Origin of the sequence: Micromonospora sp. NPDC048894, from assembly GCF_040649765.1 — a bacterium.
GTDB lineage: Bacteria > Actinomycetota > Actinomycetes > Mycobacteriales > Micromonosporaceae > Micromonospora > Micromonospora antibiotica.
This window is the reverse complement of the sequence record NZ_JBEZFY010000010.1, coordinates 35,933-59,479: the sequence shown is the minus strand read 5'-3', so window position 1 is coordinate 59,479 and position 23,547 is coordinate 35,933. Positions and strand designations below refer to the sequence as shown.

Sequence of the window (23,547 nt, the reverse complement as noted above, 5' to 3'; positions counted from 1 at the left end):
TCCGCGCCCGCCGCGTCACCACGCCGGCCGGGTGACCAGCACCCGCACGTCCGGTCGGCACGAACTTCGGCGGGTCGGGCAGCCATCGGCCGCTAGGCTGCCCGACGGCTCCCGGCCGCCCGCCCGGGGCGGTCCCGTCCCGTGAAGGACCCGACATGACCACCGAACGGATCGGCCCGCCGCTGCTCGCCGGGGAGCGGGAGACGCTGCGTGCCTTCCTCGACTTCCACCGGGCCACCCTCGCCATGAAGTGCGAGGGCCTGACCGACGAGGAACTGCGCCAGCGGGCCGTGCCGTCGTCGCAGCTGACCCTGCTCGGCCTGTTGCGGCATCTCGCCGAGGTGGAGCGCGCCTGGTTCCGGCGGGTGATCGACGCGCAGGACGTGCCGCTGCTCTGGTCGGACACCGGCGACTACCAGCAGGCGTACGACCCGACCGGGTCCACCGGAGCGGAGGCGTTCGCGGCGTGGCAGCGGGAGGTGGCGCACTCCCGACGTATCGAGTTGGCGGCGTCCTCGCTCGACGTCACCGGCCACCAGGCACGCTGGGGTGAGGACGTGTCGCTGCGGCTGGTGATGCTGCACATGATGCACGAGTACGCCCGCCACAACGGCCACGCCGACCTGCTGCGGGAGGCGGTCGACGGCAGCGTGGGAGTCTGACCGCCCACCGTGGCGCCCCTGCGCCGTGCGGCCCGGTGGCGGTGCCGCCGTCGGTGGTGCCGCGCCCGTCGGCTCAGCTGACGGGGGGCCGGGTGCGCAGCGGCAGCCAGGCCAGCACGTCGCGGATCGTGGCGTCCCAGTACGGCCAGTCGTGGTCGCCGGGGGAGAAGTCCACGGTCACCGGCACGCCCCGGTCCCGGGCGGCGGCGACGAAGCGCTCGTTGTCGTCGTAGAGGAAGTCCTCGGTGCCGCAGGCGACGTAGAGCGGGGGAGTGTCGGGTCCGGCCCGGCCGACCAGCGCCACGGTGTCGTCGTCGGGGCCGGCGGTCGGGGCGTCACCCCAGACGGTGTGCCAGACGTCCGGGTCGAGCGGCCGGTCGGGGCTGTAGCGGCGGTGGGCGACGTTGAGCGCCCCCGACAGGCTGGCTGCGGCGGCGAAGCGTTCCGGCTGCCGCAGCGCCCACTTCACCGCCCCGTAGCCGCCCATCGACAGCCCGGCGACGAAGGTGTCCTCCCGGCGGTCGGAGAGCCGGAAGAACGACCGGCAGACCTCGGGCAGTTCCTCGGTGAGGAACGTCCAGTACCGGTTGCCGTGCGTCTCGTCGGTGTAGAAGCTGCGGCCGACCTGGGGCATCACCACGGCCAGACCCAGCGGGGCCACGTAACGTTCGATCGAGGTGTGGCGGGTCCAGGCGGTGTCGTCGTCGCTGAGCCCGTGCAGCAGGTAGAGCACCGGCGGGCCCGCGTCGGCCGGCCCCGTGGGCGTCGGCCGTGCCGGGTCGGGTTGCGGCAGGATCACCGTCATCGACGTGTTCATGCCCAGGGCCTCGGAGTCGAACTCGCACCGCATCAATGCCATGGCCATGGACCGTACCGCGTGCCGGCCCTGCCGGACACGACGTCGCCGCCGTCGGCCCTAGGCTGTCGCCATGCCCACCGAGGACGCCGTGATCGACCTCGACACCCCCGGGCGCGGGCCGGTCGACGCATCCACTCTCCGTGCAGACCGCCGACGGGCAGGTCCGGGAGGCGGCCTACCCGGTCGCCATCGTGGGCAGCGTCTGGCTCGACATCCTGTCCAGGATGTGCGAGCCCCGATAGCCGGCAGCTACCGATATCTGTTGCGGCCCGGGTGGGTGCGCGCCTAGGTTCGACGTCGACGCCACACCGACCAACCGGGGAGCACACCGTGTCGCCGTACCTCAGCACCGAGACCACGCGGTCCCAGCCGCGCGGCGGCGTGCTGTTGACAGCCGGCGAACGAGCCCGGGGTTGTCGGTGGCGATCGGGGTGGCGGCGCGGATAGCGCCAGCGCGACCTGCGCAGCCGCCCACCCCACCAGGGGAACGGGCGGCTTTTTCGATCCCCGACACCCGCCGAGGGGTGTAGCTCAACGGGTAGCGCACCGGATTCCACACCCGACGGTCGCAGGTGCGAATCCTGTCACCCCTGCTCCCAGGAACGAGGAGAACGATCATGGCATTCACCCCGCTGCCGGGCACGAAGGCGCCGGTACGGGTCTGGACCGACCCGTACGGCATCGAGCCGCAGGCGGCGCAGCAGTTGCGCAACATCGGCGCGCTGCCCTGGGTGCAGGGCGTCGCCGTGATGCCCGACGTGCACTACGGCAAGGGCGCCACCGTCGGCTCGGTGATCGCGATGCGGCAGGCCGTCTCGCCGGCCGCCGTCGGCGTGGACATCGGCTGCGGGATGAGCGCGGTCCGGACCTCGCTCACCGCCGCCGACCTGCCCGACAACCTGGCACCGCTGCGTAGCGCGATCGAGGCGGTGGTGCCGGTCGGCTTCGCCAAGCGGGACGACCCGGTCGACCCGCGCCGGGTCCGGGGCCTGGAGCAGCGTGGCTGGGACGACTTCTGGGGCCGGTTCTCGACCCTGGACCGGAAGGTGGCGCAGCTGGAGAGCCGGGCCCGGCACCAGCTCGGCACCCTCGGTGGGGGCAACCACTTCATCGAGGTCTGCGTCGAGCAGGACGGTCCGGACGCCGGGCAGGTCTGGTTGATGCTGCACTCCGGTTCCCGCAACATCGGTAAGGAGTTGGCCGAGCGGCACATCGGGGTGGCCCGTGCCCTGCCGCACAACGCCGACCTGCCCGACCGGGACCTGGCGGTGTTCCTCGCCGGCACCCCGGAGATGGACGCCTACCGGCGGGACCTGTGGTGGGCGCAGGAGTACGCGCGGCGCAACCGGGCGGTCATGCTGGCCCTGCTCTGCGGCGTGGTGCGGGACACGTTCCCGCAGGTCAGCTACGGGGAGCCGATCTCCTGCCACCACAACTACGTGGCCGAGGAGCACTACGACGGGGTGGACGTGCTGGTGACCCGCAAGGGGGCGATCCGGGCCGGCCGGGGGGACCTGGGCATCATCCCGGGGTCGATGGGCACCGGGTCGTACATCGTGCGGGGGCGGGGGAACGAGGACGCGTACTGCTCGGCGTCGCACGGGGCCGGGCGGCGGATGTCGCGGGGGCAGGCGAAGCGGACGTTCACCGTTGACGACCTGGCGGTGCAGACCGCCGGGGTGGAGTGCCGCAAGGACACCGGGGTGGTCGACGAGATCCCCGGCGCGTACAAGGACATCACCGAGGTGATGGCGCAGCAGGACGACCTGGTCGAGGTGGTGGCCCACCTCAAGCAGGTGGTGTGTGTGAAGGGTTAGACCGGCCGACGCCCCCGGGCGTCGGTCGTGAGCCCCGGTGGCGCAGCGGACAGCGCGCCGGTCTACGAAACCGGAGAGCCCAGGTTCGAATCCTGGTCGGGGCACGGTCTGCGGGGCCCGTCCGCGCCGCACGGTCTGCGGTGCACGGTCTGCGGTGCACGGGCCGGCGCTGCGCGGTCTGCGAGGGCTCAGCCCAGGTGCGTCATGCCCCCGGAGCCCAGGTCGTGGCGGCGTACCCTGATCAGCAGCAGGGTGCTGATCCCGGACAGCAGGATCAGCCCGGCACCCCAGGCGAAGGCGACGGTGTAGCCGTGCACCAACGCCCGGACCTGGGTGACCGGGTCCGGCACCCGGGTCGCCAGGTACGCGGTGACCGCGCTTGTGTACATGGTGTTGAGCAGGGCGGTGCCCAGTGACCCGCCGATCTGCTGGGTGGCGTTCAGGGTGGCGCTGGCCGCCCCGGCGTCGTGTTCCGGCACGCCGAAGAGGGCCAGGCTGGACAGGGGCACGAAGGTGAAGCCCAGGCCCAGGCCCATGACCACCTGCGCGGGCAGCAGGTGGGTGACGAAGGACGTGTCAACGTCGATCCGGGTGAGCAGCAGCATGCCGCCGGCGGCGAGGGCGGCCCCGGCCAGCATCAGCGGCTTCGCGCCGAGGCGGGGCAGCAGTTGGCTGGCCGCCCCGGCGGCGATCAGCACGCCCCCGGTGACCGGCAGCGACGCCAGGCCGGCCTCGACCGGGGTGTAGCGCAGCACCACCTGGAAATAGAAGGTCAGGAAGAGGAACGCGCCGAACAGGCCCGCGCCGATCAGGGTGGAGGCGAGGTAGGCGCCACCCCGGTTGCGGTCGAGCAGGATGCGCAGCGGCAGCAGCGGGTGGCGGGAGCGCCTCTCGATCACCACGAAGATCGCCAGCAGGACCACCCCCACGGCGATGAAACCGATGGTGGCGGGGGCGTCCCAACCGTCCTCGGCGGCCTTGGTGAAGCCGTAGACCAGGCTGACCAGCCCGGCGGTGACCGCGATGGCGCCGGGGACGTCGTACCGGGTGTCGCCGTGCGCCCGGCTCTCCGGCACCAGCGGGATCGTGGCGGCGAGGGCGACGGCGGCGATCGGGATGTTCACCAGCAGGCACCAGCGCCAGTCGGCGTACTCGGTGAGCACCCCGCCGAGGACCAGACCCACGGCCGCGCCGCCACCGGAGATGGCGCCGTAGACGGCGAACGCCTTGGCCCGCTCCGTCGTCTCGGTGAAGATCACCGTGAGCAGCGCCAACGCGGCGGGGGCGAGCAGCGCGCCGAAGACGCCCTGGAGGGCACGGGCGGCGAAGAGCAGGGTGCCGGTGGTGGCCAGGCCACCGATGGCGGAGGCGAGCGCAAAGCCCACCATGCCGGTGGCGAAGGTGCGCTTACGCCCCCAGAAGTCGGCGATCCGGCCGCCGAGCAGCAGCAGCCCGCCGAAGGTCAGGGTGTAGGCGGTGACGACCCACTGCCGGTCGGCGTCGGAGATGCCGAGTTCGGCCTGGGCCTGCGGGAGGGCGATGTTGACGATGGTGGCGTCGAGGACGACCATCAGCTGGGCGACGGCGATGACCGCCAGCACCAGCCAGCGTCGCGGGTGCGCCGCAGTCGACGCCCCGGCGTCGGATGCGCCCGGCCTGGCCGAGGAGGAACCGGGCATGACGCGCCTTCCGTGACGGTGGGAACCTGCCCGAGGTGGGGAAACCCGAGCCGATCTCGGCCTCACGTTATCGACGGGGTCGGTGACCCACAGCCGGATCTGGAGCCGGTCGCACTTTCGGGGCAACGACGCCGACGGCGCGGGGCCGGCCGGAGAACCTGGGTGCGGAGCCCCGGGCGGGCCCGGTGTGCCGGCGTCGGTGACTCAGGCGGCGGCGAGCCGGACGGGGATCCGGACCACGTGCTCCGGGACCCCGTCGCGCGGGGACACCTGGTAGACCTCGACCGCGCCGACGCCGTCCTCGGTCAGTCGGTAGCCGACGGTGCTCCGGTAGTCGCCGCGACAACCGGTGCCGCAGTCGGCCGTGGTGAAGCCGGTGCCGAGGATCCGCCCGGCGGCGTCGAGGATCCGCACGGTCACTGTCGCCTCGTACACGTCGGCGGTGCCGGCGACGGTGACCGGTGAGCTGACCCGCCGGCCGACGGTCGGCTCGGTGACCACGATCGGCGGCAGCAGGTCTGCCAGGTCCGCCCGGGTGAGCACCACGGCGTCGGCACCGGTGAAGACGACCCGGCGGACGGTGGGGAACTGGGTAAGCGTCCAGACCACCTGGGCGCGGCGCAGCCGCAGCAGCGGGGCGTCGGCGGCGGCGAAGGCGGTGGGCGTGACGACGGTCGCGGTGCCGCCGTCGATCCGGGTGACCGCCACCCCGGCCGGAACCCCGGTGCGCAGGCCGACGGCGGCCTCCTCGGCGGTGGGACCGGTCGCCAACTCGGCCAGTGCCAGCCGGGAGGTGGCGGGCGTCGCCGGGCGGGTCCGCCGGGTCGGCGTCAACGTCCCGTCCCTGGTGAACCACAGCTCGACGGTGACGGTCCCGGTCGGTTCCCCGCCGGTGGGGCCGGCCGGGGGCACCGGTGCCGGCCCGGTGTCGTCGGGAGCGGTCGGCCGGCCGGTCGGAGCCGACGGCAGGGGTGCGGCCGTGCCGGGGGCCGTGGCGGTGTGGGCCGGTGCGACGGCGGTGGGGGCCGGCCCGAGGGTGCCGGACCGGGCGTCGGCACAGCTGCCGGTCAGCACCGCGAGCGCGACGAACAGGACGACCGCCCGGCGGTGCCGGGGCCACCGCGCCCGGTGACGGTGACCCCGGCACCGCCCCCGCAGGTGACGGCCGTTCACGGGCCACCGTCGCCGGGTGGCCCGTGGTGCGGCAGCGTCAACCGGAACGTCGTGCCGACGCCGACGGTGCTGGTCACGGTGAGCTGCCCGCCCAGCAACCGGGCGTTCTCCCGGGCGATGGCCAGGCCCAGCCCGCTGCCCCGCCCCGACCGGGCCGGGTCGGCCTTGTAGAACCGGTCGAACAGGTGCGGCAGGTGCACCGGGTCGATGCCCGGCCCCTCGTCGGACACCTCGTACACCAGCTTCCCGCCGCTGGTCGAGGTGCTGGCGCGCAGCGTGCCCTCGCCGTGCGCGACGGCGTTGCCGACCAGGTTGGCCAGCACCCGTCGCAGCCGACGCGGGTCGGTCCGCACGGTGGCGGCGACCCCGTCGACGCGGACCCGGCCGGCCCAGCCGTGCCCGTCGACGAGGAGGCGCAGCAGGGCCAGCGCGTCCACCGACCGGACGGCCAACGGCTCGCCGCCGGCATCCAGGCGGGAGATCTCCATCAGCTCCTCGACCAGGGCCCGCAGCCGCACCACGTCCGAGGTCAGCAGCTCGGCGGCCCGCCGGGCGTCCCCGGGCAGCTCGTCGAGCTGGTCGGCCAGCAGCGAGGCCGCCGCCACCAGCGCGGTGACCGGGGTACGCAGCTCGTGCGCCACGTCGGCGGTGAACTGCCGCTCCCGGGCCTGGGCCTGGGACAGGTCGGCGATGGTCTCCTGGAGCGCCTGGGCCATCTCGTTGAACGCCGCCGCCCAGTCGCTGAACTCGTCGCGGCCCCGCACCGGCAGCCGGGTGGCGAGCATCCCCTCGGCGAGGGCCCGGGCGGCCCGGCTGGCCCGGCCCACCGGTTCCAGGGTGCGCCGGGCCAGGGTGTGGCCGACCAGCGCGGCGACGGTCACCACCGTCAACCAGCCGACCAGCAACGCGGTACGGAGTTGGGTCAGCTCCCCGACGACCTCGGTCTCGTCGGTGATCGCGTACAACTCGGCGGTGGCACCGGGAATCCGCCCGCCCACCACGAGCAGTTGTCGATGGTCACCGGCGGCGATCCGTTCGTAGCCGAGTTGACCGGCGGCGACGGCCGACCGCAGCGCGGGGCCGGGGGAGGGGGCGTACGACGGGTCGGAGGCGACGGTGTCGTCGGTCACCAGCAGCACGTGCCGGCCGGTGCCCTCGAAGCTGGCCAGCAGCTCGGCGCGGCGGGCCTCGGTCAGCGGCGTGAACTGGCCGGCCAGCACCAGTTGGTAGCGGGCGTCGGCGGCGGCGCGCTGCACGGAGGCGTCCAACCGGGCCTGCCGCAGCATCAGGTACGCCCCACCGGCCAGCGTCCCGGCGGAGACCCCGGCGACGAGCAGGAAAGCCACGGTCAGCCGGCGGCGCAACCGTCCCGGCGGTACGGCGTCCCGGGCGGCCACGGTGTCCTCCCGTCACGCCGGGTCGAGCTTGTAGCCGACCCCGCGTACGGTGCGGACCAACCGGGGTGCGGCCGGGTCGTGGTCGACCTTGGCCCGCAGCCGTTGCACCGCGACGTCGACCAGCCGGGAGTCGCCGAGGTGGGAGTGCCGCCAGACCCGGTCCAGCAGCAGTTCCCGGGTGAACACCTGACCGGGCCGGCGGGCCAGCTCCAGCAGCAGGCGGAACTCGGTGGCGGTGAGGGTCAGCTCCCGACCGTCGCGGCGGGCCACGAACCGGCCCGGGTCGACCTCCAGCGGCCCTACCGTCAGGACGGGCTCGGTGGGCCCGGCGTCGCCCCGGCGCAGCGCCACCCGGACCCGTGCCACCAGCTCCGGCAGGTCGAAGGGTTTACGCAGGTAGTCGTCGGCCCCGCACTCCAGGCCGACCACCACGTCGATGGTGTCGGCGCGCGCGGTGAGCATCAGGATCGGCACCTGGCTGCTGCGCCGGATCTCCCGGCAGACCTGGAGGCCGTCGAGGCCGGGCAGCATCACGTCCAGGACGATCAGGTCGACGGGTTGGGCCCGCCAGGCGGCCAGCGCGGCCCGACCGTCGACGGCGGTGCTCACCCGGAACCCGGCCCGACGCAGCCCGAGGGCGGTGACCTCCCGGATGGAGGCATCGTCCTCGACCAGCAGCACCCGGCCGTCCATGACGTCCTCAGCGTAGTGCCGGGACGGCCGGTCCCGCCCCGGCGCAACGGTCGGTGCCGGGGGGCCGGTCGGTGCCGGCCTCCCGGCCCGGTGGTCGCTTGCCACGAGCGCTCACTCCTGCGGCTGGCGGGTGGTCACTCCTGCCACTGGTGGGCGACGTCCAGCACGATCCGGCTGTGCGCGCCGGGGCCGGCGAGCAGCAGCACCCGGAACGGCAACTGGGCCCGGACGCCCACGGCGAAGGTGCTGTAACCCTCGAAGGTGCCGCCGTAGACGACGTCGCGCAGGGTGCGGTAGCCGAGCACCGTCGCCACGTGGTCGCCGGCCCGGTACGGGTAGCCCACGGCCGGCTCCCGCAACTGCACCCGCAGCACCGCCCCGCCCGCCGTGTACGGCGACATCGCCAACCCCTGCCCCTCGGTGAACACCTCGCCGTAGCCGACCGAGTAACCGTCGGCGTTCCCGTCGAACTCGAAGACCAGCCGGTCGTAGCAGTCCTGTTGGCCGGTGCGGGTGGTCAGCAGTGGGGCCGGGTTCAGGTCGCCCCCGGCCTTCCCGGTGCTGCCCCAGGTGATCCCGCAGTAGGGCGCGGTGGTGACGCCGGCGCGGAGCCGGCCGGCGGCGGTCGCCGTGCCGACGGTGGTGAGCAGCACGGCCAGCACGGCCGTGACCGCCATCAGGGTCCTCGTGGTACGCATGGTGTCCTCCCGGTCGACGGTGTCCGGCCACGGTGGCCGGTCGAGGTCGACGGTGCGCCACCCGTGCCACAGCGCCCGCACCGTGACGTAACAGCGGGGCAACAACCGCGCCAGGCTCCCTGTCGCGATTTCTAGCCGAGGTCGTGTACCTCCAGCCCTCGCATGATCAGCATCTGCATCGAGCCGAACCCGTGGAGATCCGCGTCGGATGACAGGTTCGCCACCTCGCGCAGCACCGGTTCGACGTCGATGGCGCACTCGCGGGCTCGGTTGCACAGCGACCAGATCGTCATCAGCTCGTCGCGCGGATCGGCACCCTGATCCATCGCGGAGACATGGACGAGTCGTCGGCGGAACTCTCCGACCGAATTCCACGCCACCGGTAGGTGGGCGGCCCAGCGGAAGGAGGGGTAGGCCCGAAAGATGTCTCGGACCTCCGCACGGGCCGGCGCTCCGCCGGTTTCGTACGCCTCCAACAGCGCATCGAGCGCGGCGGACGCCTCGGCCACCACCCCGGCTTCTTCCAGCGGCGGCGGCGCTTGCCGGAGCTCGGCCATCCAGTTCGGATCGTTGAGGTCGACCGGGCGCTCGGCGATGTACCGCAACAGATCGTCGATCACGGCGACATCCGCACGGACCGGAGAGAGATTCATGCCGTCATTGTGCTGCCCCACAGGAGATCCATGGCTGGTCCGGCGACCAGGTGCACAGGTCAGGGCCGGGTCAAGCCGATGGTGGCGGCGAGGCGGGTGACGTCGGCCGGGGTGGGGCCGGCGCGGAGCACGGCGGTCAGGGCGGCCCGGGCGGCTGGGCGGGCGCGGACTTCGGCGGGGGCGATGTGGTCGGCGGTGACCAGGGCCCGCCCGGCAGCGTCGTGGTCACCGAGGTCGAGGTGGGCCCGGGTGATGTCGATGAGGTGGGCGGCGCGGTGTTCGGCGGGGAGCCGCCGCCAACCCTCCTGGTCGGTGGCCCGGCGGTGCAGGGCGACGGCCCGATGGTGGTCGCCGAGGCGGGTCGCGGTCAGGGCACGGGCGAGGTCGACGCTGGTGGGGCCGAACGTCACGCCGTCCTGGTCGTACCGTTCGTGGTCGGCGGCGAGGTGGGCGGCGCGTTCGGTCAGGTCGTGGGCGGTGACGGCGTCGCCGTGACCGGCGGCGGCGAGGGCGGCCTCGACGAGCAGCGTCCCGGTCAGGGCCGCCGCCGGCGGGTGGCCGTGCGTCACCGCCGGGTCGAGTTGGCGTACGGCGGTGAGCGCGGCGTTCGTGGCAAGCCGGCCCCGCCGCAGCGCGCGGAGCGCCTGCGCGAGCGACACCGCCGCGAGCCCGATCCGCATCGGGTCACCGCGTGTAGCGGCCATCATGGCCCGGTCGGCGGCCAGCCAGGCCAGGTGCGCGTCGCCGAGCTTGACCAGTGTCTGGGCGGTGAGCCGATAGACCCGCACCAGCAGAGCGAGCACGGGCGGGTCCACCAGGCTGACGTGGCAGGCGTGGCGGCTGTCGACGAGGAGGTCGGGCAGCATCCGCAACACCTGGGGGTGCTGCCCGTTGCGGTACGCCGTCCACGCGTAGCCCGCCTGGTCGTCGAGCTGCCGTACCGCCGCCCCGACCGGGGCGGACGCCGGGGCGTCGTGCCGGGCGAGGGCGGCCCGGATCCGTTCCACGGCGGCACCGACGTCGGTGACCGGTGCCGGCGGGTGCCGACCGGTGAGCAGGAGCTGCGGCGCGACGCCGAGCGCCCCGGCCACCGTCTCGATGACGGAGAGCCGATCGAGGGTACGCACACCCCGTTCGACCTTGTCGACCCAGCTCTTCGACTTGCCGATCCGGTCGGCGAAGACCTGCTGGCTCATGCCCCGGCGGGCCCGTAACTCGGCCATCCTCCGTCCGATCGGCGGCTCGCTGCCGGTGCGCTGCCGGCCGGGGCCGGTCACCTGTCGTGCCCCGGCACGGGCAGGGCGTGGGTGGACTCGCCGCAGCGGGGACACCACCGGGACTTGACCCGGAAGGCGAGCAACCCGAGCAGGAAGCCCGGCACCAACCCCCCGAACAGGACCGACAGCACATTGGAGATCACGAGCGCCCCCGCTCTCCGGCCCCGGCGGCGGGACTGTCTGCCCGGGTGTGGTGATGGGACCAGGGGGTTACGACAGCATTGTGCTGCATGGGGCCGCTCCTACGTGGGGTCGATTCCGTGGCCCCTACCCCGTCCGTGCTCGCCAAGGAACCGGTCGGTGTAGGGGCCTTCCCTCGTAGGCAAGGATGGCAGATTGTCCGCAGACAATCAATGTGTCCTGGGTTGCCTGTGGCTACTTGCCGGCGGGGAGCTCGTATACCAGCTCGTACATCTCGGCATCGAGCACCATGAGGGACACCTCGACGCAGCGATCGTCCGCGTAGGCATACCTGGTGATCTCGAAGACCAGGCTGCCTTCTCGGCGCAGGCTCAGCCCCTCTCGCCCGTCGACCCCGTTGATCTCCTCGGGAGTCGGTGCACGGCTGATGACCCGTTCCACGAATCTCGTCGGTCGGAAGCCCTGCTCGGCGAGCCGGGCGAACGTGCCGCCGGGTCCGGTGTCCGTGTGTTCGATCCGCGTGCCACGGGTCAGATCCGTCGGTAGATAGGCGGTGGCGAGCTGGACTGAACGCCGGTCCCGGACGTAACGGCGATACCTCGACAGCACGACGTCGCCACGCGGCACCCCGAGGGCATCGGAAACCTCTGCCGGTGGTACGACATCGCCGACTGTGACGTCGACGGCCTTCGGTGGGTTCGCCGAGTCGTGTGCCTGGATCGACAGCCCGCGTCCCCACCGATCTGGCGAGAGCCTGCCCGGCGAGGTGCGCGGGATGCGGCTGGCCCGCACGAAGCTGCCGGAGCCCCGGCGCGACTCGATCAAGCCCTCAGCTCGCAGGCGATCGATGGCCTTCTCCGCAACGCCGCGTGCTACGGCCTCGTCGGGGTTCGCGGCGAACTCGCGAATGGTGGGAAGCTTCGCGCCGGCTTCGTAGCCCTTCATCCCTTCCTTGATCCTGCGCCTGAGCTCGGCAGCGAAGCTGTCGGCGCTGTGCTTCCGGCCGTGGCCGCTCGCGTCGTTCATCGGATTCTCCAACTGTCGTCTGACAGAAGGCTACTTGCGGGACGGTTCAGGTATCCGACCAACCCAATGGTCGGCCGCCAGAGATTTAACCTGGGTCGCATGGACTGTCATAAGACAATATCGATTACTTAACGTGTCTGTTTCGGTGCTTTCTGTCTAACGCTCCAACGCCACTCAGCCGAGGTGTCGAGGTCAAGCCCTTCGGCTCGACCTCGATCGCCCGGCGTCGGCTAATGCTGGACTACCTAAACCACGAACGTCGTCACCGCAGTGAGTACGGCCGCGATCGACAGCAGGAGAGTCTGTGTTTCCCTCAGTCGCACGACGGCGTGGGGCCGCCATGACGGGTAACCTCGGTTGATCCCTCCGCCTCCTTGGTGCGGTCATTGACAAGCTCCTACTGCTCATGCTTGGGCTGCCTCCCAGGCTTCTACCTACTACTCCGACAAAGACTTCTCGGAGTCACAGTGAAGTAGCTGTCCGCGATGGCGGCAAGGCGTGCCGCCCGGAATGAGTCCCCCTGAATGCCATATTCGACAGCACTGCAAGCCGTTCAACAGCTCAAACAACGGCTGGTCGCGGTCGGCATAAGCTGCACCGCCCCGGACCGGAAGTGGTTGGCCTACTCCACCACCACCGGCATAGCCACCAGGCACCAGGTGCTTCGTTCGGCTACGTAGGCGGCGTCACAGGTGTCGGGTCATTGTCCGCGTTGATGCTCCCCGGGCGTCGAGGCCGTGAGTCTCCTCACCGACCGGATCGTTATACCCGTAGTGTCCGAATGGTGCAGCTCGCCGTGCCCCGTAGGAGGTCCGACCGTGCACTGTCGTCTGACTACGCTGCTCGTTGCGCCGCTGCTCGCCGCGCTCGCCGCCTGCGGCACCGTCGCCGCGCAGGCCGCGCCGCAGCCGCCGCCCTCGTCGCCCGTGCCGGGGCAGTCGTACTGGCCAGGTCAGGAGGCGCTGATGGACGCTGGCGCTCGGGTGGGTGAGGTCGCCCCGGGCCGGTGGCCGGCCGCGTACGCCGGCGTGGCCGTGGACATGCCGGGCGGGCGCCTGCTGGTCTACCGCGTGCCGACCGCCGGTATGGACGCGGCGGTACGCGCCCTGGTGCCGGCGGTGCTGGTCGACTTCGTCGATGCCACGTACTCGGCGGCGAATCTTGAGGAATGGGCCGCCAAGGTTCGGGACGACCAGGCGTTCTGGCAGCAGCGTGGGGTGACGGTGCACAGTGTCGGCACCGATTTCGGCAGGTGCGTGACGGTGGGCCTGGCTGACCCGCAACGCGACGGCGGGAAGGTGCTCGCCCGCTACTCCAAGGCGGCGCTGTGCGTGGAGCAGGGGCACGCCTCAGAGCTGGCGACGGCGAACTGAGCCAGCGTCGAATCCATCGCCGACCACTCGTTCCGGACCGGCGCTGATCGGGATGATGCTCGCCGCCATGGAAGGTGCCGACCCGGCCCGGGTGTCGATGCTGTGCGTCCTGCACGACACCCAGGAAACCCGGATCACCGACATGCCGCACATCGCCAGGCGCTATCTCGCCGCCGCACCCAACACCACGGTCACCGCCGATCAGGTCGCCGCCTGCCCGCCGGCCGTCGCGGACCTCGTCAACGCCGCCGTCGCCGAGTACGAAGCGGGCGAGACACCGGAGGCCATCGTCGCCCGCGACGCCGACAAGCTGGAATGCCTCGTTCAGGCGGTCGAATACCGCCACCAGGGCATCGGCGACGTCCAACGCTGGATCGACAGCTCACGCGCGGCACTGAGGACCGCCGGCGCGCACCGCCTGGCCGACGCCGCCCTCAGCGGTCAACCCCTCGGCTGGCTCACCCCGCCCCCGGTGTAACCCCAGGCGTCAGCTGCGGGACGTGGTCTCGCAACACGTGCTTTCGTCGTCGGCTGCGGGCGGGGTCTGCGCGGAGGTGCCGTACTGGTCGGAGTCGCCCTTGACCACGTACACCTCCCAGCGCTCGTCGCCGGGGCCGCGAACCCAGACCTTGTCCTGGAGGGCGTAGCAGCAGGAGGTGTCGTTCTCGGTCAGGGTGATCAGCCCGGCCTCGGTGAGTCGGTCGGTGGCGGCGGTGACCTGCGCGCCGTCGAACACCTCGACCCCGAGGTGGTCGATCGCGGTGGCCTGGTCCGGGGTGCCTTCGAGCAGGACCAGCTTCAGCGGCGGCTCCTCGATGGCGAAGTTGGCGTAGCCGGGCCGCCGCTTGGCCGGCTCGGTGCCGAACAGCTTCGAGTAGAACGCGATCGACCCTTCCAGGTCGGAGACGCGCAGGGCGAGCTGGACGCGGGACATCCCACACCTCCGGTTGTTTAGATAACTATCTAGGCAGAGGATTGCACTCTGGTTTGATGCTTGTCAAACTAGACGGGTGTCGAGACAACAACTGCCGGTCCTCGCCGACCCGTCGGCCTGCTGCGCGCCGATGGTCACCGAGGCCCTGACGGAAGACGCCGCCGCCGGTCTGGCGCGCGGCTTCAAGGCCCTCGGTGATCCGGTACGGCTGCGGCTGCTGTCCCTGATCGCCGCGCGGGCCGGCGGCGAGGTGTGCGTGTGCGAGCTGACCGACGCGTTCACCCTGACCGGCCCGACGATCTCCCACCACCTGAAGGTGCTGCGCGAGGCCGGGCTGATCGACTGCCAGCGCCGGGGCACCTGGGTCTACTACTGGATCGTCCCGGCCCGCCTCGCCGTCCTGTCCCAGCTCCTGGACGTCTCGGCTGCCGTTGCGTCGACCGGGCCGACCCGGTGACGCCCGACCCGCCGCACGCCGTGCTGCGCCGGGCGTCGGCGGAACTGGTCGGCACCGGCCTGCTCGTCACCGCCGTGGTCGGCTCCGGGATCGCCGCCACCCGCCTGTCGCCGGGCGACGTGGGGCTGCAACTGCTGGAGAACAGCATCGCCACCGCGTTCGCCCTCGGCGCGCTGATCCTCATCTTCGGCCCGGTGTCCGGTGCCCACCTCAACCCCGTCGTGTCGCTCACCGACTGGTGGCAGGCCCGCCGTACGGGAGCGGGTCTGTCGACCCGTGATCTCGGCGCGTACGTCGTGGCGCAGGTGCTCGGTGCGATCGGCGGCACGGTGCTGGCACACCTGATGTTCGGGTTGCCCGCCGTCACGATCTCCACCCGTCAGCGGGACGGGGGCGGACTGTGGCTGGCCGAGGTCGTCGCGACCGCCGGGCTCCTCCTGCTGATCGCCGCTCTCACCCGTGCCCGCCGGACCGCGGTCGCTCCGGCGGCGGTCGGGGCGTGGATCGGTGGCGCCTACTGGTTCACCGCCTCCACCTCGTTCGCCAATCCGGCCGTCACGATCGGCCGCATGTTCACCGACACCTTCGCCGGCATCGCCCCCACCTCGGCGGCCGGGTTCGTCGCCGCACAGCTCGCCGCCGTCGGGATCTCGGTCGCCGCGATCACCTGGTGGTATCCGACGGTTCGACAGCCGGACGGCGTGGCGGTCGAGCTGGCACCGGCGCAGCCGGAACGGGCCGCCTCATGACCGGCGTCCGGCCGCCCCGCCCCGATCTCGTGCCGATGACCGACGAGCACGCCCCGGCGGTGCTCGACATCTACCGGCACGGGATCGCCACCGGCGACGCCACCTTCGAGACCGAACCACCCACCTGGGCCCGGTTCACCGGCACCCGCCTGCCCGAACACCGCTGGGTCGCCGTCGACCACCCGGCTGCCGACCGCGTACTCGGCTGGGTCGCGTGCACCCCGGTGTCCGACCGGTGCGTGTACGCCGGGGTCGTCGAGCACTCCGTCTACGTCCACCCCGACGCCCGAGGACGAGGCGTCGGCCGGCTCCTGCTCCACCGACTCATCGACTCCACCGAACAGGCCGGCATCTGGACCATCCAGTCCGGGGTCTTCCCCGAGAACACCGCCAGCCTCGCCCTGCACCACGCCTGCGGCTTCCGCACCATCGGCGTACGCGAACGCCTCGGCCGCCACCACGACCGATGGCGCGACGTCATCCTCATCGAACGCCGCAGCCCCACCATCACCTAGCCACGTCAGCACCGGAAGAGGTCCACCACCCATGAGCACCCCCGCCCGGCCCACCACGCCATCGGTGCTGTTCGTCTGCGTCCACAACGCCGGCCGCTCCCAGATGGCCGCCGGCTGGCTGCGCCACCTCGCCGGGAACACCGTCGAGGTCCGCTCCGCCGGCTCCGAACCCGCCGAACACGTCAACCCCGTCGCGGTCGACGCCATGCGTGAGGTCGGCATCGACATCACCGCCGAAGAGCCGAAGATCCTCGACTGGGACACCGCCGAGGCCAGCGACGTGATCATCACGATGGGCTGCGGCGACGCCTGTCCCGTCTTCCCCGGCAAACGCTACGAGGACTGGAAACTCACTGACCCCGCCGGCCAGCCGCTGTCCGTCGTCCGCGAGGTCCGCGACGAGATCCGCCAGTACGTCGCCCGGCTCCTCGACGACCTGACCCCTGACGCCAGGATCGAGGCCTGACCGGACACCGGTGGCTCCCGCGTCACGAGCGCAGTGGAGGCTCCCGCCGACAGGCCTGGTGACCGACCTCGTTCGAAGGCCCTAAATGGTTTGCCGGTGGTCGGCGGGCGCTGGGATGCTGCGGCCGACCGGGAGCGGGGGAGGGGCCAGCATGCCGTCGGAGTCCGAGCCGGAGGTCCGTACCGTGGCCGGTGTGCTGCGCGGCTGCCGGGAGGCGGGCCGCGCGGTGTTCCGGGGCATCCGGTACGCCGAGCCGCCCGTCGGTGCCCACCGGTTCGCCGCGCCGCAACCGGTATCCCGCTGGGAGGGCGTACGCCCGGCGGTCGCCTTCGGTCCGCCGCCTCCGCAGCCCGACGCGTTCGGGACGTCCCCGCAGGGCACCGACGACGACTGGCTGACGCTCAACGTGTGGACGCCGGAGCCGGACCCGGCGGCGGGGTTGCCGGTCCTGGTGTGGATTCCCGGTGGCGGTTACCTCGTCGGCTGTTCCGGCCTCCCGGAGTACGACGGCGGGCACCTGGCCGACGGCGGGACCGTCGTGGTGACGCTCAACTACCGCCTCGGTTTCGAGGGTTTCGGGCAGCTCGACGGAGTCCCGGCCAACCGGGGGCTGCTCGACCAGGTGGCGGCCCTGGAGTGGGTGCGGGACAACATCCGCGCCTTCGGTGGCGACCCGGGACGGGTGACGGTCTTCGGGCAGTCGGCCGGCGGCGGTTCGGTCGCCGCGCTGCTGGCCATGCCGCGCGCCGCCGGGCTGTTGCGGCGGGCGGTCGCGCAGAGCGTCCCGGGGACGTTCCTCTCGCCCGAGCTGGCCGCCGACGTCACCGCCGCCTGCGCCGCCGAGCTGGGGGTACGACCGACCCTGGCCGACCTGTCGGCGGTGGCTGCGGACCGGCTGCCGGCGGTGGGCGAGGCGATCTCGGCCGGGATCGTCAGGTGGCGGGAACGGTGGGGTCAGATCACCCACCGGCCGATCCCGTTCGCGCCGGTCGTCGACGGTGACGTGCTGCCGGCGACCCCGTGGCGGGCGCTGGCCGACGGTGCCGCCCGCGACGTCGACCTGCTCGTCGGGCACACCCGCGACGAGCACCGCCTGTTCAGCCTGCTCGACGGCGTGCTCGGCCAGGTCACGCCCGAGCAGACCGGGACCGCGCTGCGGATGCTGGCCCCGGGCCCGGACGGTGCCCACCGCTACCGGGAGGCGTTCCCGGCCGCGACCGACGAGCAGCTGTACGAGCTGGTCAACGCGGACTGGCTGTTCCGGATGCCGAGCCTGCACCTGGCCGAGGCGCAGGTCGCCGGTGGCGGCCGGGCCCACCTCTACGAGCTGACCTGGCCGGCGTCGGGCCTGGGCGGTGCCCTCGGTGCCTGTCACGGCCTGGACGTGCCGCTGGTCTTCGGCAACCTGACCAGCGGGCAGCCCGCGATGCTGATCGGTGATCCGCCTCCGCCGGCGGCGCACGAGCTGTCCAGGCAGTTCCGCCGGGCGTGGACGGCGTTCGCCGCGACCGGCGACCCCGGTTGGCCGCCGTACGACGCCGGTCGCCGTACCCGGATCTTCGACGAGCGGCCGACGGTCGTGGCGTACCCGGAGGAGACGTCACGGCTGCTGTGGCGGGACCACACCTTCGCCGCGCTCCCCCTGCTGGCCTGACCGCGTCCCGGCGGCGGAACCCGCTGACTTCCCGGCGGCGACACCACCGGTGGCGGTACGGGTGAACCGGCCGGCCAGCAGCGCGAACGCGTCGGTGAGCGGCGGCGGGCCGACGACGGTGATCTCGGCGTCGTAGCGGGCGACGGCGGCGGCGAGGCTCACCCAGGACCACGACCCGAGGGTGAGCCGGCACCGGTCGGGGGTGACCTCCTCGACGAGACCGTCGCGGGTGTACCGGGCGACGGTCGCCGCGGGCAGGTCGAGCAGCACGGTGCCCCGGCAGGGCCAGTCCGCCGACCCGCCGGCCGACCCCCGGAAGACCCCGGTGAGATAGGTGGCGACGTTCCCGCCGGGCAGCGGTCGGGGGGTGAAGCGCGGCCCGTGGGGTGGGCACGGGGTGATCCGGTCGATGCGGAAGGTCCGCCAGCCGGCCCGGTCGAGGTCCCAGGCGACGAGGTACCACCGGCCGCCCCAGGTGACGACGTGGTGCGGTTCGGCGTGCCGGGCCGGGCGCTCGGTGCTGTCGGGCCCGTAGTCGAAGCGCAGGATCTCGCGGGTCTGCACGGCGGCACTGAGCGCCAGCAGCACCCCGCCGTCGACCGGCGGGGTCGGCGTGGTGGCGGGTCGTGCGACGGCGGTCACGCTGAGCGCCCCGACCCGCTGCCGCAGCCGGGTCGGCAGCACCTGTCGTACGGTCTGCAGCGCCCGCGCGGCGGCGTCCGCCAGTGCGTCGTCCGCGCCGGTCGCCGCGACCTGGAGCGCGACGGTGAGGGCAACGGCCTGTTCGTCGTCGAACAGCAGCGGGGGCAGTTCGGTGCCGGCGTCGAGCCGGTAACCACCGTCGGGGCCCTTGGCGGCGGCGACGGGGTAGCCCAGTTCCCGCAGCCGGTCGACGTCGCGGCGCACGGTGCGCAGGCTGATGCCGAGGCGTTCGGCAAGCACGGTGCCGGACCAGTCCCGGCGGGTCTGCAACAGCGACAGCAGGGCGAGCAGTCGGGCGGACGTGGTCGGCATGGGACCGATTCTGCCCGCAGTAGGTGCCACATCCTGTCACCTACTGCTGCAAATCTTGCTCCTGACCAGCCCACTTCCGGGCGTCGAGCACCATCAGCAAGGAGTCGACCATGGCCATCTCCGCCACCACGCACCTCAACTTCCGGGGTGACGCCCGTGCGGCGCTGGAGTTCTACCAGGCCGTCTTCGGTGGCCGCAGCACCGTCGTCAGCTACGGCGACCTGGGGATGCCGAAGGACCTGCCGGACGCCGACAGGGTCGTCTTCGGCCAGGTCACCGCCGACAACGGCTTCGCCATCATGGCCTACGACGTGCCCGCCGGCGCCCCCGCCGCAGCCGCGCCGACCACCACCACCCGCAAGAACGGCACGACGCTGACCGGAGAGCGGTTCTTCGTCGCCGTCCGGGGGGACGACGCCGACGAGGTCGGCGCGCTCTGGCACCGGCTCGCCGAGGGCGCCGACCTGATCGAGGAGTACGGCCCGTCGCCATGGGCCCCCGGTTTCGGCATGCTCACCGACCGGTTCGGCGTCACCTGGGTCCTCGACGTCGCCACCCCGTACGCCGGCTGACCGCCCTGATCCGGTCCGGGTCGGCGACGTCGCCGACCCGGACCGGTCGGTCACTCGGTGCGCAGCCCGTCGGCGCGGGTGAGCCGCCACAGCAGCGGCATGCTCAGCCCGCTGATCGCCAGGACGGCCAGCGCGCCGAGACCGACGGCGAAGCCCACCACCGGCCAGGCGACCGTGACGGGGGCCTGCACCATCCGCAGCAGGGCCGCGCCGAGGCCGAGCCCGAAGCCGACCGCCAGCACCAGCCCGACCCCGACCGGCAGGGCGGTCTGCCACAGCACCGACCAGCCGAGGGTGCTGCGTCGGGTGCCCACCGCCACCAGCATGGCCAGCAGCCGGCGGCGTTCCCGCAGCTGCTCCAGCGTGCCGACCAGCATGCTGGTGGCGATCAGCAGCAGGGTGACGACCGTGCCGATGGCCAGGCCGCGCCGGATGTCGGCGAACCGGGGTGACTCGATGGTCGAGGACAACACGGACACGGGGGTGGCCAGGTCGATCGCGGCGACGGCGTTGCGGACGTGTTCGACCGCGTCCGGCTTGGCGGGGTCGAGCTTGAGGTAGACGGTCGAATGCAGCGGACCGAGGGTCCGAGTGGCGGCGGCTGCGGGGGTGAGCAGGACACCGTTCTGCATCCAGCCGGCCGGGTCGGGCCGGGCCTGCGCGGCACGGGCCGCCGTGGGCAGCCGCCACCGGGAGTTGTCGCGGACGACCAGCATCGCGTCGGCGGGGATGACCGTCGGGTCGTTCGGATCGTATGCCAGGAAGGTGTCCCCGTCCGCGCACCGGTCGAGACGGGCGAACTCGGCCAGCGCGGCGCAGTCGCCGACCCGGATCTCCACCGGTGGGCCGTCCGGCGAGCCGATGGTGGCCACGGAGACGAGGGTGCCGGTCGCAGCGGTTACCCCGTCGGCCCCGCCGAGCTGCCGCAGGACCCGGGCCAGGTCCGGCTGGTCCAGGAACTGCACCTGCACCTGCGCCCGGGAGGTGTCCTGCCCGCTGGCGGTGGTGAAGTCCCCGGCGATCCCGGCGAAGAGCATCTGCAGACCGATCGTGCCGGCGACGGCCACGGCGATGCCGTTGACCAGCCGGGCGGAGGTGGCGCTGTCCAGCTGCACCCGGCGGACCGCCAGCTGCCAGGACACCGGACCACCGCGCAGTCGTCGTACCAGCAGGTCGGTCAGCCAGGGCAGCACGGTGACCGTGCCGATCAGCAGCAGCACCGCGCCGGCCGGCACCACCCACCGGGTGACCCCGCCGTCGCCCTCGCGCAGACCGGCCACGGGCAGGAGCATGGCCAGGCCGACGGCGGGCAGCAGCAGCCGCCACCAGAGCCGACGGCGGACCGGGGTGCTACGCCGGGCCACTCCGAGCGGCTCGACCACGACCGCGCGCAACGCCAGCATCGCCACCAGCACGGCCAGCGCCGGCACGGCCAGCACGACGGCCAGCAGCAGCGCGGTGGGGGGCTGGATGTCGTCGGCGTACACACTGATGTCGTAGAGGGTGACCAGCGGGACCAGTTGGCGACCGGCGAGCAGGAACCCGATGCCGACGACGACCCCGAGCAGGGCACCGGCGGCGGCCTCCCCGGCGGCGATCCGCCGCACCATGGTGGTGTCCGCGCCGACCAGGCGCAGCGCGGCGAGTCGCCGGTCGCGTCGCTCACCGCCGTAGCGCACGGCGGAGCCGAGGAACACCGCGATGGGCAGCAGCAGCACCACGAAGATGACCGCCACCAGCAGCATCAGCACCGGGCCGAGACCCTCGCCGGGCAACCCGCCGCCGAACCTGTCCAGCCGGGTCGCCCCGGACGTGTCGGACAGCCGGTCGTCGCCCTGGTAGTAGGCCAGTTCGTTGGGGCCGGCGAGGCCCTCGTCGGCGATGGTCCCGGTGACCCGCGCGCCGCCCAGCCGGGGGGTGAACAGCGGGCCGTCGGGGGAGTCGAGCAGCCGGCGCAGGGCGGGGGAGACGACCACCTCCCCGGGGGCGGGCAGGGCGGTCAGCCCCGGCGGGACGGGGGCGGCCGGTCCCTCCGGCCGCAGCAGTCGGCCCCGCACCGGCCGGCCCCGGAACTCGGTGTCCAGCGCGTGCACCAGCAGGGTGCCGGGACCGGCCGCGATCTGTTCGCCGAACCGCAGGTCGTCGCGGGCGTCGCCGCGCGCCTGCCGGGCGTCGAGCGCCCCGGGCACGGCGGTGGCCAGCAGCAGCATGGCCACCCCGATGCCGACGCCGACGGCGGTGAGCAGCGCCCGGGTCCAACCCTCCCGGCCGCCGGTGACGGCCATCCGGGCACCCATCGCCAGGTCCGCGAGCGCGCCCCGACCGGTCACGCCGCCACCTCCAGGTTGCGGGTCCGCCCGTCGCGCACCACGATCTCCCGGTCGGAGTACGCGGCCACCCGTGCCTCGTGGGTGACCAGGACCACCGCCGCCCCGCTGTCCCGGGCGGCCTCGGTGAGCAGCCGCATGACCCGTTCGCCGTTGAGTGAGTCCAGCGCTCCGGTCGGCTCGTCGGCGAAGATCACCCGGGGGCGGGTGACCAGCGCGCGGGCCACGGCGACGCGTTGCCCCTGGCCGCCGGAGACCTCGCCGGGGCGCTTGCCGGCCACGTCGGTGACCTCCAGCCGTTCCAGCCACTGCCCGGCCCGCTGCTCGGCCGCACGCCGGGGGACCCGGGCCAGCCGCAGCGGCAGCGCGACGTTCTCCAGGCAGGTCAGCTCGGGCACCAGCTGGCCGAACTGGAAGACGAACCCGAAGGCCTCCCGGCGCAGGGCGCTGCGCCGGGCGTCACTCATCGTCACCAGGTCCTGGCCGTCGAAGACGACCCGGCCCCGGTCGGGGCGGACGATCCCGGCCAGGCAGTGCAGCAGGGTGGACTTGCCGGAGCCGGACGACCCGAGCACCGCGACCACCTCGCCCTCGTCGATGCGCAGCCCGGCGTCGACCAGTGCGGCCGTCTCGCCGAAGCTGCGGTGCAGGCCCTCGGCGACCAGCAGCGGGGCGCTCATGCGCGCACCCGCGCGGCCAGGTCGTCGAGGCGGGCGGTGGTCAGTTCCAGCCAGCGCAAGTCGGCCTCCAGGTGGAAGAGCGCGTGATCACAGATCAACTGTTCGGCGAGATCGCCGCCGCGCTTGCGCCGGGTCAGCTCCCGCATCAGCCGCAGGTGCTCGGCGCGCTGCACGTCGAGTAGTTCGGCGGCCTCGCGGCCGGTGAGCAGGGCGAGCACCACCTTGGTGTAGAGGATGCTCTGCAGATAGGGCTCGGGCTGTTCCGGGCGGGCCAGCCACTGCGCCACGTCGGCGACGCCGGCCTCGGTGATGGCGTACCGCTTGCGGTCGGGGCCCTCGCCGGGCTCGACCGCCTCCACCTCGACCAAGCCGCCGCGCAGCAGCCGGGACAGGGTCGCGTAGACCTGGCCGTAGGCGACCGGGCGGGAGTGGCCGAAGTGTTCGTCGTAGCGCCGTTTGATGTCGTAGCCGTGCCGGGGGGTCGCCTCCAGCAGGCCGAGGAAGGTCTGGCCGATGGACATGCCGGCGACTATACACACCGCGTATACGCGCGTTGTCTACACCCAGCGCCGACGTGGTCGTGGCCGGCTCCCGGTGACCCCCGCGGTGTCGCCCGCGAATGTGACACCGTCCGACGGATTGACCCGCAGATTGATACATGTCAGTGTTTGCTTCCCCGGCGTTTCCGCCGCGATCCCACCCCCGGATCGCGGGTCGCCCGTCCACCCCCG

23 protein-coding genes, 1 tRNA gene and 2 pseudogenes are annotated in these 23,547 nt (G+C 72.9%); 11 read left to right on the top strand and 15 right to left on the bottom strand.

The window, feature by feature from the left end:
- The first annotated feature begins 155 nt into the window (after positions 1–155).
- Positions 156–662, top strand: coding sequence for a DinB family protein (locus AB0C22_RS21665; RefSeq protein ID WP_219462299.1), 507 nt, complete (start codon positions 156–158; stop codon positions 660–662).
- A gap of 73 nt (positions 663–735) precedes the next feature.
- Here AB0C22_RS21665 and AB0C22_RS21660 read toward each other — a convergent pair whose 3' ends face one another.
- Positions 736–1,521, bottom strand: a complete 786-nt coding sequence (locus AB0C22_RS21660; RefSeq protein WP_357536670.1) for an alpha/beta hydrolase family protein — start codon at positions 1,519–1,521, stop codon at positions 736–738.
- Between the two features lie 617 nt (positions 1,522–2,138).
- On the opposite strand from AB0C22_RS21660, the gene AB0C22_RS21655 reads away from it, so the two are divergent.
- A complete protein-coding gene (locus AB0C22_RS21655) occupies positions 2,139–3,338 on the top strand; it encodes an RtcB family protein (RefSeq protein WP_219462295.1) in 1,200 nt (399 codons plus the stop codon).
- A gap of 31 nt (positions 3,339–3,369) precedes the next feature.
- Positions 3,370–3,442: transfer RNA gene (locus AB0C22_RS21650), tRNA-Arg, on the top strand.
- 84 nt (positions 3,443–3,526) lie between these two features.
- Here the strand turns inward: AB0C22_RS21650 and AB0C22_RS21645 are convergent.
- The 9 genes from AB0C22_RS21645 to AB0C22_RS21605 form a co-directional block, all read right to left on the bottom strand.
- Positions 3,527–5,017, bottom strand: coding sequence for an MFS transporter (locus tag AB0C22_RS21645; RefSeq protein WP_219462292.1), 1,491 nt, complete (start codon positions 5,015–5,017; stop codon positions 3,527–3,529).
- Between the two features lie 204 nt (positions 5,018–5,221).
- Complete coding sequence (locus tag AB0C22_RS21640; RefSeq protein ID WP_357536667.1) at positions 5,222–6,190, bottom strand: Gmad2 immunoglobulin-like domain-containing protein; 969 nt, start codon at positions 6,188–6,190, stop codon at positions 5,222–5,224.
- Positions 6,187–7,587 carry an ATP-binding protein gene (locus AB0C22_RS21635; RefSeq protein WP_357536665.1) on the bottom strand — a complete coding sequence of 467 codons (1,401 nt, stop codon included), beginning with the start codon at positions 7,585–7,587 and terminating at the stop codon, positions 6,187–6,189. The genes AB0C22_RS21640 and AB0C22_RS21635 overlap by 4 nt, the downstream gene beginning before the upstream one ends.
- Positions 7,588–7,599: 12 nt before the next feature.
- Positions 7,600–8,280: a response regulator transcription factor gene (locus AB0C22_RS21630; protein ID WP_219462286.1), complete on the bottom strand. Its 681-nt coding sequence runs from the start codon at positions 8,278–8,280 to the stop codon at positions 7,600–7,602.
- Between the two features lie 134 nt (positions 8,281–8,414).
- A complete protein-coding gene (locus AB0C22_RS21625; RefSeq protein WP_357536663.1) occupies positions 8,415–9,083 on the bottom strand; it encodes a hypothetical protein in 669 nt (222 codons plus the stop codon).
- A 26-nt stretch (positions 9,084–9,109) separates the two neighbouring features.
- Positions 9,110–9,631 (bottom strand): hypothetical protein, encoded by a 522-nt coding sequence (locus AB0C22_RS21620; RefSeq protein ID WP_357536661.1) that lies wholly within the window; start codon positions 9,629–9,631, stop codon positions 9,110–9,112.
- Positions 9,632–9,690: 59 nt separating this feature from the next.
- A complete protein-coding gene (locus AB0C22_RS21615) occupies positions 9,691–10,854 on the bottom strand; it encodes a helix-turn-helix transcriptional regulator (protein WP_357536659.1) in 1,164 nt (387 codons plus the stop codon).
- A 50-nt stretch (positions 10,855–10,904) separates the two neighbouring features.
- The gene (locus tag AB0C22_RS21610) at positions 10,905–11,051 is read right to left on the bottom strand and encodes a hypothetical protein (protein ID WP_219462280.1); all 147 of its coding nucleotides are present in this window, start codon (positions 11,049–11,051) and stop codon (positions 10,905–10,907) included.
- Between the two features lie 232 nt (positions 11,052–11,283).
- The gene (locus AB0C22_RS21605) at positions 11,284–12,075 is read right to left on the bottom strand and encodes a GntR family transcriptional regulator (protein WP_357536657.1); all 792 of its coding nucleotides are present in this window, start codon (positions 12,073–12,075) and stop codon (positions 11,284–11,286) included.
- Positions 12,076–12,893: 818 nt separating this feature from the next.
- Between AB0C22_RS21605 and AB0C22_RS21600 the strand changes: the two genes are divergently transcribed.
- Together AB0C22_RS21600 and AB0C22_RS21595 are read left to right on the top strand one after the other, a co-directional pair.
- A complete protein-coding gene (locus AB0C22_RS21600; RefSeq protein WP_219462275.1) occupies positions 12,894–13,448 on the top strand; it encodes a hypothetical protein in 555 nt (184 codons plus the stop codon).
- Between the two features lie 9 nt (positions 13,449–13,457).
- Positions 13,458–13,926 (top strand): annotated as a pseudogene (locus tag AB0C22_RS21595) (HD domain-containing protein); the annotation flags it as partial.
- Positions 13,927–13,935: 9 nt separating this feature from the next.
- On the opposite strand, the gene AB0C22_RS21590 reads toward AB0C22_RS21595, so the two are convergent.
- Positions 13,936–14,382, bottom strand: a complete 447-nt coding sequence (locus tag AB0C22_RS21590) for an ArsI/CadI family heavy metal resistance metalloenzyme (protein WP_357536654.1) — start codon at positions 14,380–14,382, stop codon at positions 13,936–13,938.
- Positions 14,383–14,512: 130 nt separating this feature from the next.
- Here AB0C22_RS21590 and AB0C22_RS21585 point away from each other — a divergent pair, with 130 nt between their 5' ends.
- The 5 genes and pseudogenes from AB0C22_RS21585 to AB0C22_RS21565 all read left to right on the top strand — a co-directional run bounded on the left by AB0C22_RS21585 (position 14,513) and on the right by AB0C22_RS21565 (position 18,223).
- Positions 14,513–14,839 carry a metalloregulator ArsR/SmtB family transcription factor gene (locus tag AB0C22_RS21585; RefSeq protein ID WP_219469989.1) on the top strand — a complete coding sequence of 109 codons (327 nt, stop codon included), beginning with the start codon at positions 14,513–14,515 and terminating at the stop codon, positions 14,837–14,839.
- A pseudogene (locus AB0C22_RS21580) lies at positions 14,836–15,519 on the top strand (aquaporin); the annotation flags it as partial. The gene AB0C22_RS21585 and the pseudogene AB0C22_RS21580, both read left to right, overlap by 4 nt.
- Before the next feature lie 104 nt (positions 15,520–15,623).
- The gene (locus AB0C22_RS21575; RefSeq protein ID WP_219462270.1) at positions 15,624–16,103 is read left to right on the top strand and encodes a GNAT family N-acetyltransferase; all 480 of its coding nucleotides are present in this window, start codon (positions 15,624–15,626) and stop codon (positions 16,101–16,103) included.
- 31 nt (positions 16,104–16,134) lie between these two features.
- A complete protein-coding gene (locus AB0C22_RS21570) occupies positions 16,135–16,569 on the top strand; it encodes an arsenate reductase ArsC (RefSeq protein ID WP_219462268.1) in 435 nt (144 codons plus the stop codon).
- Positions 16,570–16,720: 151 nt separating this feature from the next.
- Positions 16,721–18,223 carry a carboxylesterase family protein gene (locus AB0C22_RS21565; RefSeq protein WP_357536652.1) on the top strand — a complete coding sequence of 501 codons (1,503 nt, stop codon included), beginning with the start codon at positions 16,721–16,723 and terminating at the stop codon, positions 18,221–18,223.
- Here AB0C22_RS21565 and AB0C22_RS21560 read toward each other — a convergent pair.
- Entirely contained in the window at positions 18,170–19,237 is a 1,068-nt protein-coding gene (locus AB0C22_RS21560; protein ID WP_357536650.1) for a WYL domain-containing protein, read from the bottom strand. The genes AB0C22_RS21565 and AB0C22_RS21560 overlap by 54 nt on opposite strands.
- A 110-nt stretch (positions 19,238–19,347) precedes the next feature.
- Between AB0C22_RS21560 and AB0C22_RS21555 the strand changes: the two genes are divergently transcribed.
- Complete coding sequence (locus AB0C22_RS21555; RefSeq protein WP_219462260.1) at positions 19,348–19,809, top strand: VOC family protein; 462 nt, start codon at positions 19,348–19,350, stop codon at positions 19,807–19,809.
- Positions 19,810–19,859: 50 nt separating this feature from the next.
- On the opposite strand, the gene AB0C22_RS21550 is transcribed toward AB0C22_RS21555, so the two are convergent.
- Genes AB0C22_RS21550 through AB0C22_RS21540 form a run of 3 tightly spaced genes read right to left on the bottom strand, consistent with a single transcriptional unit; the run spans position 19,860 to position 23,337 of the window.
- Entirely contained in the window at positions 19,860–22,139 is a 2,280-nt protein-coding gene (locus AB0C22_RS21550) for an ABC transporter permease (protein ID WP_357536647.1), read from the bottom strand.
- The gene (locus tag AB0C22_RS21545) at positions 22,136–22,816 is read right to left on the bottom strand and encodes an ABC transporter ATP-binding protein (RefSeq protein ID WP_219462254.1); all 681 of its coding nucleotides are present in this window, start codon (positions 22,814–22,816) and stop codon (positions 22,136–22,138) included. The genes AB0C22_RS21550 and AB0C22_RS21545 overlap by 4 nt, the downstream gene beginning before the upstream one ends.
- Complete coding sequence (locus AB0C22_RS21540) at positions 22,813–23,337, bottom strand: PadR family transcriptional regulator (protein WP_208570643.1); 525 nt, start codon at positions 23,335–23,337, stop codon at positions 22,813–22,815. The genes AB0C22_RS21545 and AB0C22_RS21540 overlap by 4 nt, the downstream gene beginning before the upstream one ends.
- Positions 23,338–23,547: the final 210 nt, after the last annotated feature.